General features: G+C 62.5%; 12 protein-coding genes and 1 tRNA gene. 10 read left to right on the forward strand and 3 right to left on the reverse strand.

Annotated elements, in window-relative coordinates; genetic code table 11:
• The first annotated feature begins 102 nt into the window (after positions 1-102).
• Complete coding sequence (locus tag BUA38_RS04335) at positions 103-1,146, forward strand: PLP-dependent cysteine synthase family protein (RefSeq protein ID WP_072816860.1); 1,044 nt, start codon at positions 103-105, stop codon at positions 1,144-1,146.
• A gap of 373 nt (positions 1,147-1,519) precedes the next feature.
• On the opposite strand, the gene BUA38_RS04340 is transcribed toward BUA38_RS04335, so the two are convergent.
• Positions 1,520-1,594 (reverse strand) — tRNA-Gln (locus BUA38_RS04340).
• A 281-nt stretch (positions 1,595-1,875) separates the two neighbouring features.
• On the opposite strand from BUA38_RS04340, the gene BUA38_RS04345 reads away from it, so the two are divergent.
• The gene (locus tag BUA38_RS04345; protein ID WP_072816861.1) at positions 1,876-3,654 is read left to right on the forward strand and encodes an acyl-CoA dehydrogenase; all 1,779 of its coding nucleotides are present in this window, start codon (positions 1,876-1,878) and stop codon (positions 3,652-3,654) included.
• A gap of 36 nt (positions 3,655-3,690) precedes the next feature.
• On the opposite strand, the gene BUA38_RS04350 is transcribed toward BUA38_RS04345, so the two are convergent.
• Both BUA38_RS04350 and BUA38_RS04355 read right to left on the reverse strand, forming a co-directional pair.
• On the reverse strand, positions 3,691-3,987 hold the full coding sequence (locus BUA38_RS04350; RefSeq protein WP_072816862.1) for a copper-binding protein: 297 nt from the start codon (positions 3,985-3,987) through the stop codon (positions 3,691-3,693).
• Positions 3,988-4,111: 124 nt separating this feature from the next.
• Entirely contained in the window at positions 4,112-5,098 is a 987-nt protein-coding gene (locus BUA38_RS04355; protein ID WP_072816863.1) for a hypothetical protein, read from the reverse strand.
• 203 nt (positions 5,099-5,301) lie between these two features.
• Between BUA38_RS04355 and BUA38_RS04360 the strand changes: the two genes are divergently transcribed.
• The 8 genes from BUA38_RS04360 to BUA38_RS04395 all read left to right on the forward strand — a co-directional run bounded on the left by BUA38_RS04360 (position 5,302) and on the right by BUA38_RS04395 (position 14,257).
• Positions 5,302-6,063, forward strand: coding sequence for a crotonase/enoyl-CoA hydratase family protein (locus BUA38_RS04360; RefSeq protein ID WP_072816864.1), 762 nt, complete (start codon positions 5,302-5,304; stop codon positions 6,061-6,063).
• A 238-nt stretch (positions 6,064-6,301) separates the two neighbouring features.
• Positions 6,302-7,927 (forward strand): bifunctional metallophosphatase/5'-nucleotidase, encoded by a 1,626-nt coding sequence (locus tag BUA38_RS04365; protein ID WP_072816865.1) that lies wholly within the window; start codon positions 6,302-6,304, stop codon positions 7,925-7,927.
• Positions 7,928-8,008: 81 nt separating this feature from the next.
• The gene (locus BUA38_RS04370; protein ID WP_072816866.1) at positions 8,009-8,938 is read left to right on the forward strand and encodes a histone deacetylase family protein; all 930 of its coding nucleotides are present in this window, start codon (positions 8,009-8,011) and stop codon (positions 8,936-8,938) included.
• Between the two features lie 64 nt (positions 8,939-9,002).
• On the forward strand, positions 9,003-9,254 hold the full coding sequence (locus BUA38_RS04375; protein ID WP_072816867.1) for an exodeoxyribonuclease VII small subunit: 252 nt from the start codon (positions 9,003-9,005) through the stop codon (positions 9,252-9,254).
• Between the two features lie 480 nt (positions 9,255-9,734).
• Positions 9,735-11,663 carry a 1-deoxy-D-xylulose-5-phosphate synthase gene (gene dxs, locus BUA38_RS04380; protein ID WP_072816868.1) on the forward strand — a complete coding sequence of 643 codons (1,929 nt, stop codon included), beginning with the start codon at positions 9,735-9,737 and terminating at the stop codon, positions 11,661-11,663.
• 46 nt (positions 11,664-11,709) lie between these two features.
• Positions 11,710-12,264 (forward strand): nucleoside 2-deoxyribosyltransferase, encoded by a 555-nt coding sequence (locus BUA38_RS04385; RefSeq protein ID WP_072816869.1) that lies wholly within the window; start codon positions 11,710-11,712, stop codon positions 12,262-12,264.
• A 24-nt stretch (positions 12,265-12,288) separates the two neighbouring features.
• Complete coding sequence (locus BUA38_RS04390; protein WP_072816870.1) at positions 12,289-13,023, forward strand: TlyA family RNA methyltransferase; 735 nt, start codon at positions 12,289-12,291, stop codon at positions 13,021-13,023.
• Positions 13,016-14,257 carry a class I SAM-dependent RNA methyltransferase gene (locus BUA38_RS04395; RefSeq protein WP_072816871.1) on the forward strand — a complete coding sequence of 414 codons (1,242 nt, stop codon included), beginning with the start codon at positions 13,016-13,018 and terminating at the stop codon, positions 14,255-14,257. Before BUA38_RS04390 ends, BUA38_RS04395 begins: the two co-directional genes overlap by 8 nt.
• Positions 14,258-14,279 lie beyond the last annotated feature (22 nt).

The raw sequence follows: 14,279 nt of genomic DNA on the forward strand, positions 1-14,279 counted from the left end.
AGCGAGACCTAACTACAGAGCGACAAGCGATCTGCGCGACGGCGCCGATCGGACTCCTGCTGTTTTCCACCTTCGAGCGACGCAAGTTCGGGAAAGGCACGCATGGGACGGAAATACCAGAGCATCATCGAGACCGTCGGCAATACGCCGGTCGTCAGAATCAATCATTTGGCGCCGCCAGGCGTGAACCTTTTCGTGAAGATCGAGGCCTTCAATCCGCTTGGGTCCGTCAAGGACCGTTTGGCCCTTGGTGTGATCGAGGCAGCCGAACAGTCGGGAGAGCTTAAACCTGGCCAGACGGTCATTGAGGCGACAAGCGGTAACACCGGAATCGGTCTCGCCATGGTTTGCGCAGCCAAGGGCTACCCGTTGGTGATTACCATGGCAGAGCCGTTCAGCGTCGAACGCCGCAAACTGATGCGATTCCTCGGCGCGAAAGTCATTGTAACTCCTGCCGCGGAGCGCGCCGTCGGCATGATCAACAAAACCATCGAGCTGGCCAAGGCGCATGGATGGTATATGACCCGGCAGTTTGAGAATGAAGCCAATCCCGACATCCATTCGCGCACGACCGCGCGCGAGATACTTGATGATTTCGCCGGTGAACGGCTGGATTACTGGGTTACGGGCTATGGAACCGGTGGAACGTTAAAGGGCGTCGGACGGGTGCTTGCCAAGGAGCGCCCCGAAACGAAGATTGTCGTTTGCGAGCCCGCGGATGCGCAGCTGTTGGGGAGCGGCATCAAGCAGGCGCGAAACCCGGACGGTACTCCAGCGGCACCGCATCCGGCATTCAAACCACATCCGATGCAGGGCTGGACGCCAGATTTTATTCCGAAGCTGACCGACGATGCCGTCGCGATGGAGCTCATCGACAAAATTCTACCGATCTCCGGTCCCGACGCGATTCGCTGCAGCAAGGACCTTGCTGCCAGGGAGGGCATCTTTGTCGGCGTTTCCGCGGGCGGGACTTTTGCAGGCGCGCTGAAGGTTGCGCTCGAAGCTGGGAAAGGAGCAAACATCCTCTGCATGCTTCCCGACACCGGCGAGCGTTACTTGAGCACACCTCTATTCGCCGACATATCGGCTGATATGAACGAGGAAGAGCTGAAAATTTCACGCTCGACGCCGGGTGCCCATCTTTAGGCCGGTCCAACTCAGCGATCGGCCGCGATTGAACCGCGATCGGTCCCAAGACACGGCTCGTGATCGTCAACACGCCCCACAAGCGAGTTCGAATAGAAGTTGTCTGCTTTGCTTGCGTTAGCAGACCATGGAAATCGAGGCGGATAGAGGAAATCTCACTGCTGCCTCGGTCACGCAGTGATTGTCGGAAAAGTCTCTGCGCAAAGTCTCCCAAAAACGGGAATATTGTCGTCAGTAGCTGGAGACTTTCGGGGAATTCTCGTAGAAGTAGCACGCTTGCAGAGACATAAAAAGCGAGTCATCCTACAAAAAACCCTTATTTCAAGGGGTTCTCTCAACTAAGTTGCAAACTATCTAAAGTTGAGAGAGTGCTTGGCTGGGGCGGGAGGATTCGAACCTCCGTATGGTGGAATCAAAATCCACTGCCTTACCACTTGGCGACGCCCCAACGGCCGGAACACGGGATGGCAGGCGCCCTCCCCGAAGTTTTCGTTCGGCAACGCCGGTCTATAGAGGCAGTCGGCCCATTTCAACAGGGCAAACGCTCAAAATCTGGTTGAAACTTGCATCCCACAGGCGGCTGGACGGGGGCGGCCAGTTCAGGCGATTTCCGCCACCGTTCGTGCCACCTCGCACCTTTGCCGCACTGCCGCGGACAGAAAAGTTGAGAGGCGCATCATTTCGTGGGAATACGGTTTTCGTCTTTTTTGGATGCGAGGCTTTGATCCCATGACCTACCGTGCGCCGATCAGCGACATGTTGCTGGCCCTCAACCACGGCGCCGGGCTCGAGGCTGCCGTGAAGGCTGGCCACTACGGCGATTTCGACGTCGATATCGCTTCCGCCGTGCTGGAAGAAGCCGGCCGGTTTGCCACGGACGTATTGGCGCCGCTCAACCGTACCGGTGACGAGCACGGAATCAAGCTCGAAGGCTCAAGCGTCATCACCGCGCCCGGCTGGCCTGATGCCTACAAGCGCTGGACCGCGGCGGGATGGAACGCGGTGTCGGGGCCGGAAGATTTCGGCGGCCAGGGTCTGCCGCTCGCCATCAATGCCGCCTGCACCGAAATCTGGAGCGCGTCGAACATCTCGTTCGGCCTCTGCCCGCTCCTGACCCTGAGCGCGATCGAGGCGCTCGATGCCCATGGCAGCGAGGAACTGAAGAAGATCTATCTCGAAAAGCTCGTCTCCGGGGACTGGCCCGGCACCATGCAACTCACCGAGCCGCAGGCGGGTTCCGATGTCGGTGCGCTACGCAGCCGCGCCGAGCGCGCCGGCGACGGCAGCTATCGTATCAAGGGCAGCAAAATCTTCATCACCTATGGCGATCACGACATGAGCGACAACATCGTTCATTTCGTGCTTGCCCGCCTGCCCGATGCGCCTGCCGGCACCAAAGGCATTTCGCTGTTCTTGATTCCGAAGTTCATGGTCAACGCCGACGGCTCGCTCGGCGAACGCAACGACATCTATGTCAGCGGCATCGAGCACAAGCTCGGCATGCACGCCGCGCCCACCTGCACCATGACCATGGGCGACCATGGCGGCGCCATCGGCTATCTGATCGGCGAGGAAAATCGCGGCATGCAATGCATGTTTACGATGATGAACCAGGCGCGTCTTGCCGTCGGACTCCAAGGCGTCGGCATCGCCGACCGCGCCTATCAGCAGGCATTGGCTTTCGCGCAGGAGCGCCGCCAGGGCCGCGCCATCGGCAAGCCCGGCAACGAGTCCGATCCGATCATCGTGCATCCCGACGTCAAGCGCATGCTGATGCAGATGCGCGCGATGACGGCCGCCAGCCGCACCATCTGTTACGCCACGGCGGTGGCGCTTGATGTTTCGATGCGGGCCAAGGACGCGAAAGTGCGCACGGCGGCGGCCGCGCGGGCGGCACTGCTGACCCCGATCGCAAAGGCCTTTTCTACCGACCTCGGCAACGAAGCCACCTCGATCGGCGTGCAAATCCACGGCGGCATGGGCTTCATCGAGGAAACCGGCGCGGCGCAGCACTATCGCGACGCCCGCATCACGCAGATCTACGAAGGCACCAACGGCATCCAGTCGATCGATCTCGTGACGCGGAAGCTTGCGGCCAACGGCGGCGAGTCGGTTTGGGCCCTGCTCGACGAACTCAAAGGTATCGTCAAGCAGGTCGAAACGTCGAACGATCCGGCGTTCGGCACCACCGGCGCCAAACTGCGTGACGCACTGGCCTCGCTCGAGCGTACTAGCCGTTGGCTTCTGGAACACGTGACGTCCGCGCCCAACGAGGCATTGGCCGGCGCCACACCCTACTTGCGGCAGTTCGGAGCCACGCTTGGCGGATGCATGCTGGCGAACGAGGCATTGGCCGCGCGCGGCATCGGCGACGCTGACCCGCAGCGCTACGTCATGCTGGCGCGCTTCTTCGCCGAGAACATCACGGTTCAAGCGCCGTCGCTCGAGAAAACCGTGATGGACAGCGCTGAAGCCGTCAACGGCGCGGACGCCGTGCTGTTGGGATAACGCTCTCAGGCAGAGGCGGTATTTTGCGCGGGACCGTCAGCGCCGATCGAGCTTGGTGATCGTCTTGGCGCCGCCGTTATCGTTGACGGAATAGTTGACGATGTCGCCGGCGTGCAGCGTTTCCAGCGAGACGCCGCTTCCAACCTTGAACTCCTCGGCCGCACCGCCGGTGTTTGCACCGACCGTACCGTTCTGGGTCTGCCGGATCGCGACCGTATTGTTGAGGCGGTTGAGTTGGGTAATGGTTCCCGTATGCGTCTGCTGGGCGAGAGCCGTCGAACTCACGGCGACAAACGCGGCGGCACCAGCCAAAACGACTTTCGCGATTTTCATGACATTCTCCCAGTTGGGGAAGGCATGCGCGTTAAACCACCTGCGGCGGAATGGTTCCGGGCCAGAACGGTTCCCCAAAGGTACCGTCCTGGCCGTTAGTTAATCCGACCACAATAAGGTGACGCTATTGCGGCGCCAGCGGCATCGGCGGCCGCGGCGCCGATCCTACCACGCCGGGGTCGGCCTGTGGCTGAATTTGCGGCGCTGGCGGATAGGGTTGAGCCGCCGGCGGCGGCGGGGGCGACCCTGCGGAAGCCTGAGCTTGAGCGGAATAAGGCGACGAAGCCGGCCGATAGACCGGCGGCGGCGGTGCCGCGGGCGGATAGCCTGTCGATGAATAAACCGGCGCAGGCCTGTGCGCGGCTGGAGCCGGCGGGCGCGGCGCCGTGGCGGCAAGTTTCGCCTTGGCATTTTGTTCGGCAAGCTTGTCGGTCACCTTGGCGAGATCGCGCGCCATCTGCTGCTGGCCTGCCTTTAGCTCGGCGATCGTCCCCTTCAGCGTCTCAACCTGCTGGTTGGCGCTGGCGAGATCGCGCGCCATCGATTGCAACTGCTGAGCCGCATCTGACGGCGGCACCGCGGCGGCAGCAACGGCGTTTTCGGACGTGCTGGCATCGGAGGCGTTTTGCGCGGCCGCCGCCGGCGGCTCCGCCGGCGTCGCCTCGGCCGGATCGTCCGATGGCGTGGAGTTCGCGCCGAGCCCGAGCTTGTCGAGCGGCAACGAGGCGGCAATGGCCCATTTCGGCGCCCACGATACGAGCGCCTTCTTCGCAGCGTAACCGAAGGTCTGCCAGCTCATCGCGGCGGCGCCGATACCGAGCGCCAGCAGAAGCGCGGCGAAGGTCCGCATCGCGCGGCGGACGAACGAACTCTTCGCCGGCACACCGTCGTTGACATCGGTGGCGCGAAACGTCGCATCGACCACCGGCACAGTGGCTGGAACAGATGAATCGGAAGCGGCACGAGCGCCGGCTTCGGAATGGTGCCTTGCTGCGGCGCGCAGGAGGTCGGCGATTTCCGCGTCCGCCGGCGCAACCCGTACCTGATCGGACGGGACGACAACAAAGTCATGCGGATTTTCAGTTGCTTTCGGCTTCACCCCGGTCTGCATCGGCCCTCCAACGTCACCGGCTCTGGAGCGGCCGGCAAATCGCTTGTGGAATCCCCTCAAACTTACCTTGGCCCAGACTTCACCATGGTTTGACCAAACCAAGGCAATCCCGTGGAGAGGTTGCGGCCAGTTGTGGACCGCCCTCGCCCGAATGTAGGATATTCTCGACGTTCCTGTATGTCGACCGACGGAAAGCCCAATCCATGACCGGACACCTCACCGTTACCGACGAAGACGCCATTCGTGTGATCAAGCTCAGCCGGCCGGAGAAGAAAAACGCCATCACGCAGGACATGTACCGCGACATGAGCGCGGCGATCGACAGCGCGCAAGGCAATGCCGCGATCCGCTGTCTGATCATCTCGGGCGAACCGGGCGCGTTTACCGCCGGCAACGACCTCGAGGACTTTCTGAAGGACGGCACGTCGAATACCGGCACGCCGCGCGCTTCCAACGCCATCAAGTTCCTCCATTCACTCACCCACAACACCAAGCCCGTCGTCGCCGCCGTCGACGGCATCGCAATCGGTATCGGCACCACGATGCTGTTTCACTGCGATCAGGTGATCGCGAGCACGAGGGCCAGTTTCGCAACCCCCTTCATTCACCTCGGCCTCGTGCCGGAAGGCGCTTCCAGCATGCTCGCGCCCTGGCTGATGGGACATCAGCGTGCCTTCTCCATGCTGGTGATGGGACACGCACTGAATGCCGAGGAAGCGCGCAGCGCCGGCTTCGTCAACAAGGTGGTTGCGCCGGAGGCCCTCGAAGGCGAGGCCAAAAAAACCGCGCGCGAAATCGCCGCCCTCCCCGCCGAGGCGGTCGCCGCCTCGCGAAAGCTTCTGAAACATGCGCCGGAAGATCTGGTCCGCCGCATCGACCATGAGAGCCATTTGTTCGGCGAACGGATGCGCTCGGCGGAAGCAGTTGCAGCGTTCAAGGCGTTTTTCGCGCGAAAGAAATCTTGAGCTTCGTGAAATCGTCGCGCCTGTTCTCTATAGTCGCGCCATGAGACTTTCGCTCGCGCTAGTGCCCACTTTCCGAAGTTCGTGCGCCTTCGCAGCGCCCACCTTCACGAACTTCGGAAAGTCATGGGCCCTAGCAAACTTATTGATACTAGTACCGCTTAGTCGATCTGAAGTCCCTGATCGAATTCGCCGCTTGCGCTGCAGGGACTTCAGATCGGCGGTACTAGCCTTCATCGCCATGACGCTGGCCGCGTCATCTCCGGCTATGGCGCAGCCGGCGACGGTGGATTTGCGCATCCTCGCGATCAACGACTTTCACGGCTACCTTCGCGCTTCCTCGGGCGGGATCAGGATTGCCGACCCCAGCGACAAGACCAAAAAGATCACGGTGCCGGCGGGCGGCGCCGAGCAGATGGCGACCCTCGTCAAGGAACTCGCCGACGGCCACAGGAACACGATCTTCGTCGCCGCAGGCGACCTGATCGGCGCAAGCCCGCTGCTGTCGGCGATGTTCCACGATGAACCGACGATCGAATCGCTGTCGATGATGGGACTAGCGCTCGCCTCCGTCGGCAATCACGAGTTCGACGAAGGCAAGGACGAATTGAAGCGGATGCAGAATGGGGGCTGTCATCCAGTCGACCTATGCCAGGGGCCTCATCCATTCACGGGCGCAAAATTCCACTACCTCGCGGCGTCCACGGTCGAGACCGCGACCGGCAACACGGTTTTTCCGCCCTACGAGGTCAGGGAGTTTGACGGCGTTCCAGTGGCCTTCATCGGGTTGACGCTGAAAGGCACCGCCGGGATCATTTCGCCCAGCAGCGCGGCAGGCCTCGAATTCCGCGATGAAGCCGAGACCGTGAATGCGCTGGTTCCGGAACTGAGGGCGCGCGGGATAGAAGCCATCGTCGTCCTGATTCACGAAGGCGGCTATCCGACCGGCGACTATAATGAGTGCCCCGCGATCTCGGGCGCCATCGTCGACATCGTCAAGAAGTTCGACCGCGCCGTCGATCTCGTGATCAGCGGCCACACCCATCAGCCCTATGTTTGCAACATCGACGGACGGCTTGTGACCTCGGCTGACAAATACGGCACGCTGGTCACCACGATCGACGTCACGCTCGACCCGAAGTCGCGCGACATCGTCAGCGCCAGGGCCGACAATGTCATTGTCCGCAGCGATACGCTGGCCAAAACCCCAGAGCAGACCGCACTGATCGCGGCCTACGACAAGTTCGCCGCCCCCATCGGCAATCGCCGCGCCGGATCGATCACGGCGACGCTCTCGCGTGTGCCGAATGAAGCGGGCGAAAGCGCGCTCGGCGATGTCGTCGCCGATGCGCAGCTTGCCGCAACTTCAACCGCGTCCAAGGGCGGCGCGGTCGTTGCGTTCACCAATCCCGGCGGCCTCCGCGCCGACCTTGCGGCCAAGGACGACGGCGCCGTGACTTACGCCGACGTGTTCGCAAGCCAGCCGTTCCGCAATCAGCTCGTCACACTCACGCTCAGCGGCGGCCAGATCAAGGCGATGCTGGAGCAGCAATGGCTCGACCCGAAGCGCCCGCGTATTCTCCAGGTCTCGAAGGGATTCAGCTACACGTGGGATGGAAGCAAGCCGTTCGGCGAACGCGTGGTCGCAAGCTCGATATCGTTGAACGGAGCGTCCGTCGATTCCGCCGGGAGCTACCGCGTCACGGTCAACAACTATCTCTCCACCGGTGGCGACGGCTTTACGGCGTTGACGGAAGGAACTGCGCCGCAGTTCGGCGCTTATGATGCCGATGCACTTTACGCTTACTTCCAGGCCAGCAGCCCGATAAGCCCCGCCCCTGCCGACCGCATCAAGCGGGCGAACTAGATCGGTCTTTCCCCGGCCGCGATCAGCCCTTAGATTGAGCATCCGCGAAAGGCGCATCCGCGCACGCGCAAAAGGCCCTGCATGACGACGCTTCTAGTATCCCATCCGTCGACCCTGAATCATCTGACCCCGCCCGGACACCCCGAGCGGCCGGACAGGATTCGCGCGGTCGACGAGACTCTGGCTGAGAGCCGGTTCGATCCGCTGGTGCGCGAACTCGCGCCGGAAGGCTCGCTCGATCTTGTCACGCTGTGCCACGACGAGCATTACGTGAACGAGCTGCGCCGCATCGCGCCAGCGAGCGGCATCGTCTATCTCGATGGCGACACCTCGATGTCGCCGGGCACGTGGGAAGCGGTGATGCGCGGCGTCGGCGGCGCGGTTGCGGCAACCGACGCGATCATGTCGGGCAAGCATAGCAACGCCTTCGTCGCAATGCGCCCTCCCGGCCATCACGCCGAAACCAACCGCCCCATGGGTTTTTGCTTTTTCGATCACGCGGCGATTGCGGCGCGCCACGCCCAGAAGAAATATGGCATCGGCCGCGCGGCGGTGGTCGATTTCGACGTTCACCATGGCAACGGCACCCAGGACATCTTCTGGGCCGACAAGAGCGTGATGTACTGCTCGACGCATCAGATGCCGCTGTTCCCGGGCACCGGCGCAACCGGCGAACGCGGCGAGCACGACAACATCGTCAACGCACCGCTTGCCCCCGAAGACGGCAGCACCAGGTTCCGTGCCGCCTTCGAAAACACGATCCTGCCCAACTTGAGCAAGTTCAGTCCCGAACTCATCATCATCTCGGCCGGCTTCGATGCGCATCATCGCGATCCGCTGGCTTCGATCAATCTCAAGGCCGAGGACTTCGGATGGGTGACGAAGAAGCTGATGGACCTTGCCGACCGCACGGCAGGAGGTCGAATTGTTTCGGTGCTCGAGGGCGGCTATGATCTTCAGGGCCTGAAGGAATCGGTTGCGGCCCATGTCAGCGCCCTGATGGGCTCTTGAAGGCGCGCGGCGACTTCAACCGCTTAACCAGCGCATCCAGGAAACGGGATCCAGGAAAATTATTATGGCTGAGAACGCCCAGGCGGACGTCAAGAAACTGAGCTTTGAGCGCGCGATGGAGGAACTCGAAACCATCGTCAAGCGGCTTGAGGACGGCAAGGTGCCGCTGGAAGAATCGGTTGCCATTTACGAGCGCGGCGAAGCATTGAAGCGCCGCTGCGAGGAACTGCTTCGTCAAGCGGAGGCGCGCGTCGACAAGATCACCACCGATGCCAGTGGCCAGCCGACCGGCACGGAGCCCCTCGACGTGCAATAAGCGGCGGCCTGCCTTATTTCCTGAGCCGTGAATGCATTGGGGCCTTGCCGAAATGGTTAAGCAGGACGGCCCACCTGCCTAAATTGTTCACGAAATCGGCCCATTTGAGCGCACAAAGCCTCCTACAATGTGGAAATGTCGGGTTCCCTCCTCGCCCAGGTTCCCGGGGTAGTTCCCAAGCCGGTTGGCTTTGGCTGCCATTTTAGTGTAAAGCTCTGACGACTATGGGCTGACGAAGGTGCTCGTCAGGCATGATCCTGCAACGTCAAGTACCTCAACTAGCTCAATAAATTGATCGATTCGGTGGAACCGTCCTAAGGTGATGCAAATCACGTTGAACGATCCGGGGCACATCTAAGACTATCGATCGGGCAAGAAGCCCGTAGCATCCGTGGGTTTTGGGCGCTTGCGCTTACTTTTTGCGCAACCCATCTCCCGTCGGACCGTTGATCTCGACTTTGAAAAAATTGGAATGACGCTGTGACCACATATAGTAAGACGCCGCTTCTCGACACAATCCGAACCCCGGATGACTTGCGGAAGCTCAAGGTGGAGCAAGTCCGGCAGGTTGCCGACGAACTGCGTCAGGAAACCATCGACGCGGTTTCGGTGACGGGCGGCCATTTCGGCGCCGGCCTCGGCGTGGTCGAGCTGACCACGGCCATTCATTATATCTTCGACACGCCGCGCGACCGCCTGATCTGGGACGTCGGCCATCAGGCCTACCCGCACAAGATCCTCACCGGCCGCCGCGACCGCATCCGCACGCTGCGCACCGGCGGCGGCTTGTCCGGCTTCACCAAGCGCACCGAGAGCGATTACGATCCGTTCGGCGCCGCGCACTCCTCGACCTCGATTTCGGCAGGCCTCGGCATGGCCGTGGCGCGCGACCTCTCCGGCGGCAAGAACAACGTGATTGCCGTGATCGGCGACGGCGCGATGTCGGCGGGCATGGCCTATGAGGCCATGAACAATGCGGGCGCGATGAACTCCCGCCTGATCGTCATCCTCAACGACAACGACATGTCGATTGCACCGCCGGTCGGCGCGATGTCGGCCTATCTGTCAAGGCTTTATTCCGGCAAGACCTATCGCACGCTGCGCGAGGCCGCCAAGCAGATCAACAAGCGGCTGCCGAAAGTGCTGGCCAACCGCGCCAACCGCGTCGAGGAATATTCCCGCGGCTTCATGATGGACGGCGGCACGCTGTTCGAAGAACTCGGCTTCTATTACGTCGGCCCGATCGACGGCCATAACCTCGACCACCTGCTGCCGGTGCTGCGCAACGTTCGCGACATGGAGACCGGACCGATCCTGGTTCATGTCGTGACGCAAAAAGGCAAGGGCTACGCGCCGGCCGAAGCATCCGCCGACAAATATCACGCCGTCGTCAAGTTCGACGTCGCCACCGGTACCCAGGCCAAGGCCAAGCCGAATGCGCCGGCCTATCAGAACGTGTTCGGCCAGAGCCTCGTCAAGGAAGCCCAGAAGGACGAAAAGATCGTCGGCATCACCGCCGCGATGCCGTCGGGCACCGGGATCGACATCTTCAACAAGGCGTTTCCCGACCGCACCTTCGACGTCGGCATTGCGGAGCAGCACGCGGTGACCTTCGCCGCCGGTCTCGCGACCGAAGGCTACAAGCCGTTCTGCGCGATCTATTCGACCTTCCTGCAACGCGGTTACGACCAGGTCGTCCACGATGTGGCGATCCAGAGCCTGCCGGTTCGTTTTGCCATCGACCGCGCCGGTCTGGTCGGCGCCGACGGCGCAACCCATGCAGGGTCCTTCGACAATGCCTATCTGGGCTGTCTGCCGAATTTCGTGATCATGGCGGCTTCCGACGAAGCCGAACTGGTGCACATGGTGGCGACGCAGGTTGCGATCGACGACCGCCCGAGCGCGGTGCGCTACCCGCGCGGCGAAGGCCGCGGCGTCGAAATGCCCGAAGTCGGCATTCCGCTCGAGATCGGCAAGGGCCGCATCGTCCGTCAGGGCAACAAGATCGCCTTGCTGTCGTTCGGCACGCGTCTGGGTGAAAGCGAGAAGGCGGCCGATGAACTCGCCGCGCACGGACTTTCAACAACCATTGCCGATGCGCGCTTCATGAAGCCGCTCGACGAGGAGATGATCCTCAAGCTCGCGCGCGACCACGAAATCCTCATCACCATCGAGGAAGGCTCGGTCGGCGGCTTCGGCTCCCACGTGATGCAGTTCCTGACTGACAGTGGCGCGCTCGACAATGGCGCGGTGCGCGTGCGCACGATGGTGCTGCCTGACGAATTCCTTGATCACGATTCGCCGGGCGCAATGTACGCCCGCGCAGGCCTTGACGCCAAGGGCATCGTCGCCAAGGTGTTCGAGGCGCTTGGCAAGGACGTCAAGACCGAGACGGTGAAGCTCGCCTGAGCCGGCCGGGTCCAGCCGTATCGGCCGCACATTCGGGCGCGCTGATATGAAGATATACCTGGCTGGCCCCGACGTGTTCTTACCCAACGCCGTCGAACTCGGGCGTCGAAAAGTAGAACTTTGCGCCCGCTACCGCCTTGTCGGGCTTTATCCGCTCGACAACGCCGTCGATCCGGCCGCGCCTGACGCTTCGCTTGCCATTTTCAAGGGCAACGAGGCGATGATGGATGCGGCGGACGCCGTTATCGCCAATCTCACCCCGTTTCGTGGGCCTGGCGCCGATAGCGGAACGGTCTACGAACTCGGCTTCATGGCGGGCCGCGGCAAACCCTGCTTCGGTTACTCCAACGATCCCTTGCTCTACGCCGATCGCGTTCGCGAATTCACCGGCGTGACCAGGCGCGAAGGCCGGCTGACCGACAGCGGCGGATTGACGGTTGAAGATTTTAGCCTCGCCGATAACTTGATGATGATCCACGCGCTGGAGCGCTATGGTGGTGCGCTGGTGACCCCGAAGGCGCGACCTGCCGATATCTGGCAGGATCTGGCCACATTCGAGGCCTGCGTCCGGCTCGCGGCCGAACACCTCGGCGTCGCATAGCGATAAATCCAACGGTTTTCGAAAATGCCCTCGCCCCGTAAACGCATCGATCTCCTGCTGGTCGAGCGCGGCTTGTTCGAAAGCCGCTCGCGCGCGCACGCGGCGATTGACGCAGGCCTTGTCTCGGCTAACGACAAACAGGTCCTGAAAGCTTCCGAGATGGTCGCCACCGATGCGGTCTTGCAGGCGCAGCCGGCCCATCCCTTCGTCTCGCGCGGCGGCGTCAAGCTCGCAGGCGCACTCGAGCAGTACCCAATCGACATCGAGGACCACGTCTGCCTCGACGTCGGCGCCTCGACCGGCGGCTTCACGGAAGTCCTGCTTGCGAATGGCGCCAGCGTGGTATTCGCAATCGACGTCGGACAGGGACAGTTGCACCCTTCCCTGCAAGGTCACCCCAAGGTCGTTTCTATGGAAGAGACCGACATCCGCGCGCTCGAGGGCAAGCGGCTGCCGGCGCGGCCCGACGTCGTGGTGATCGACGTCAGCTTCATCTCGCTCAAGATGGTGCTGCCGGTCGCCTTGTCGCTGGCGGCGGCGCCAATGCATCTCCTGGCGCTGATCAAGCCGCAGTTCGAGGCCACGCGCAAACATTCAAAGCGCGGAATCATCCGCGACGCCGCCGTGCACCGGGAGGTTTGCGACGACATTGCCGCTTTCGCCGCTTCGCTCGGATGCGCGGACATCCGCATATTCCCCTCCCCGATCACGGGCGGCGACGGCAACGTCGAATTCTTCATCGGCGTGCGCCGTGGTTGAACGGCTCCGCATCGATCATGTCGGCCATCTCGGCGACGGCGTTGCGACCGTCGGGGAACAGAGCATCTTTGTGCCCTACGCGCTCGGCGGCGAGACCGTCGATGTTACAACCGTGTCGGGTCATCATCCTGATCGCCGGCAACTGGTCCGGGTCGAGCAATCAAGCCCGGAGCGCATCGAACCGCTCTGCCAGCACTTCGGCGTCTGCGGCGGCTGCGCGATCCAGCACTGGGAAACCGGGCGCTATCATGCCTGGACACGCGATCTCGTCGTGGCCACGCTGGCGCAGGCGAAGATCGCTTGCGAAGTTTTTCCGTTGATCGACGCCCACGGCCGGGGGCGCCGCCGCATGACCTTGCACGCGCGGAAAGGCACGCATGACGTGCTCAAGGTCGGCTTTGCCGCGGCTCATTCCCATGACATCGTCCCGATCGACCGCTGTCCGATCCTCGACCCCGCCTTGAACGGTGCGCTGGACGCAGCCTGGGCGCTGGCCGAACCCTTGACCGCGATCGGCAAGCCGCTCGACATCCAGATCACCGCAACCGATGGTGGTCTTGATGTCGACATCCGAGGCTCCGGTCCGCTGCCGGCGGCTCTCGTCTCGACATTGTCCGCCGTCGCCGCCAAGCATCGCCTGGCGCGGCTGACGCGGCATGGCGAACTGGTGCTGATGCGCCAGCCACCCGGCGTCACCATGGGCAAGGCGCGGGTCATCTTGCCGCCGGGCTCGTTCCTTCAAGCCACCGTTGCCGGCGAAGAAACACTGGCCGCGCTGGTGTCGGAACGCAGCCGGCGCGCCAAACACATCGCCGATCTGTTTTGCGGCGTCGGTCCGTTTGCGCTCAGGCTCGCCGAGAAATCGCGCGTCGCGGCCTTCGACAGCGATGCCGGCGCGATCGCCAGCCTGCAAAAAGCGGCCGCCGCGACCAGCGGACTGAAGCCGCTCAGAGCCGAGGCACGCGATCTGTTTCGTCGTCCACTGGTAGCGGAAGAATTGCGGGACTTCGATGCGGTCGTGTTCGATCCGCCGCGGCAGGGCGCACAGGCGCAAGCCGAACGGCTTGCGGCGAGCAAGGTTCCTGTCGTGATCGCGGTGTCCTGCAATGTCGCAACGTTCGCCCGCGACGCCCGGATCCTGATCGACGGCGGTTACAAAATCGAAGGCGTCACGCCCGTCGACCAGTTCCGGCACACGCCGCATGTCGAACTGGTGGCGCGATTTGCGCGATAGCAGGACAGATCAAGCCAACACG

It is taken from the genome of Bradyrhizobium erythrophlei (assembly GCF_900142985.1).
Lineage (GTDB): Bacteria > Pseudomonadota > Alphaproteobacteria > Rhizobiales > Xanthobacteraceae > Bradyrhizobium > Bradyrhizobium erythrophlei_B.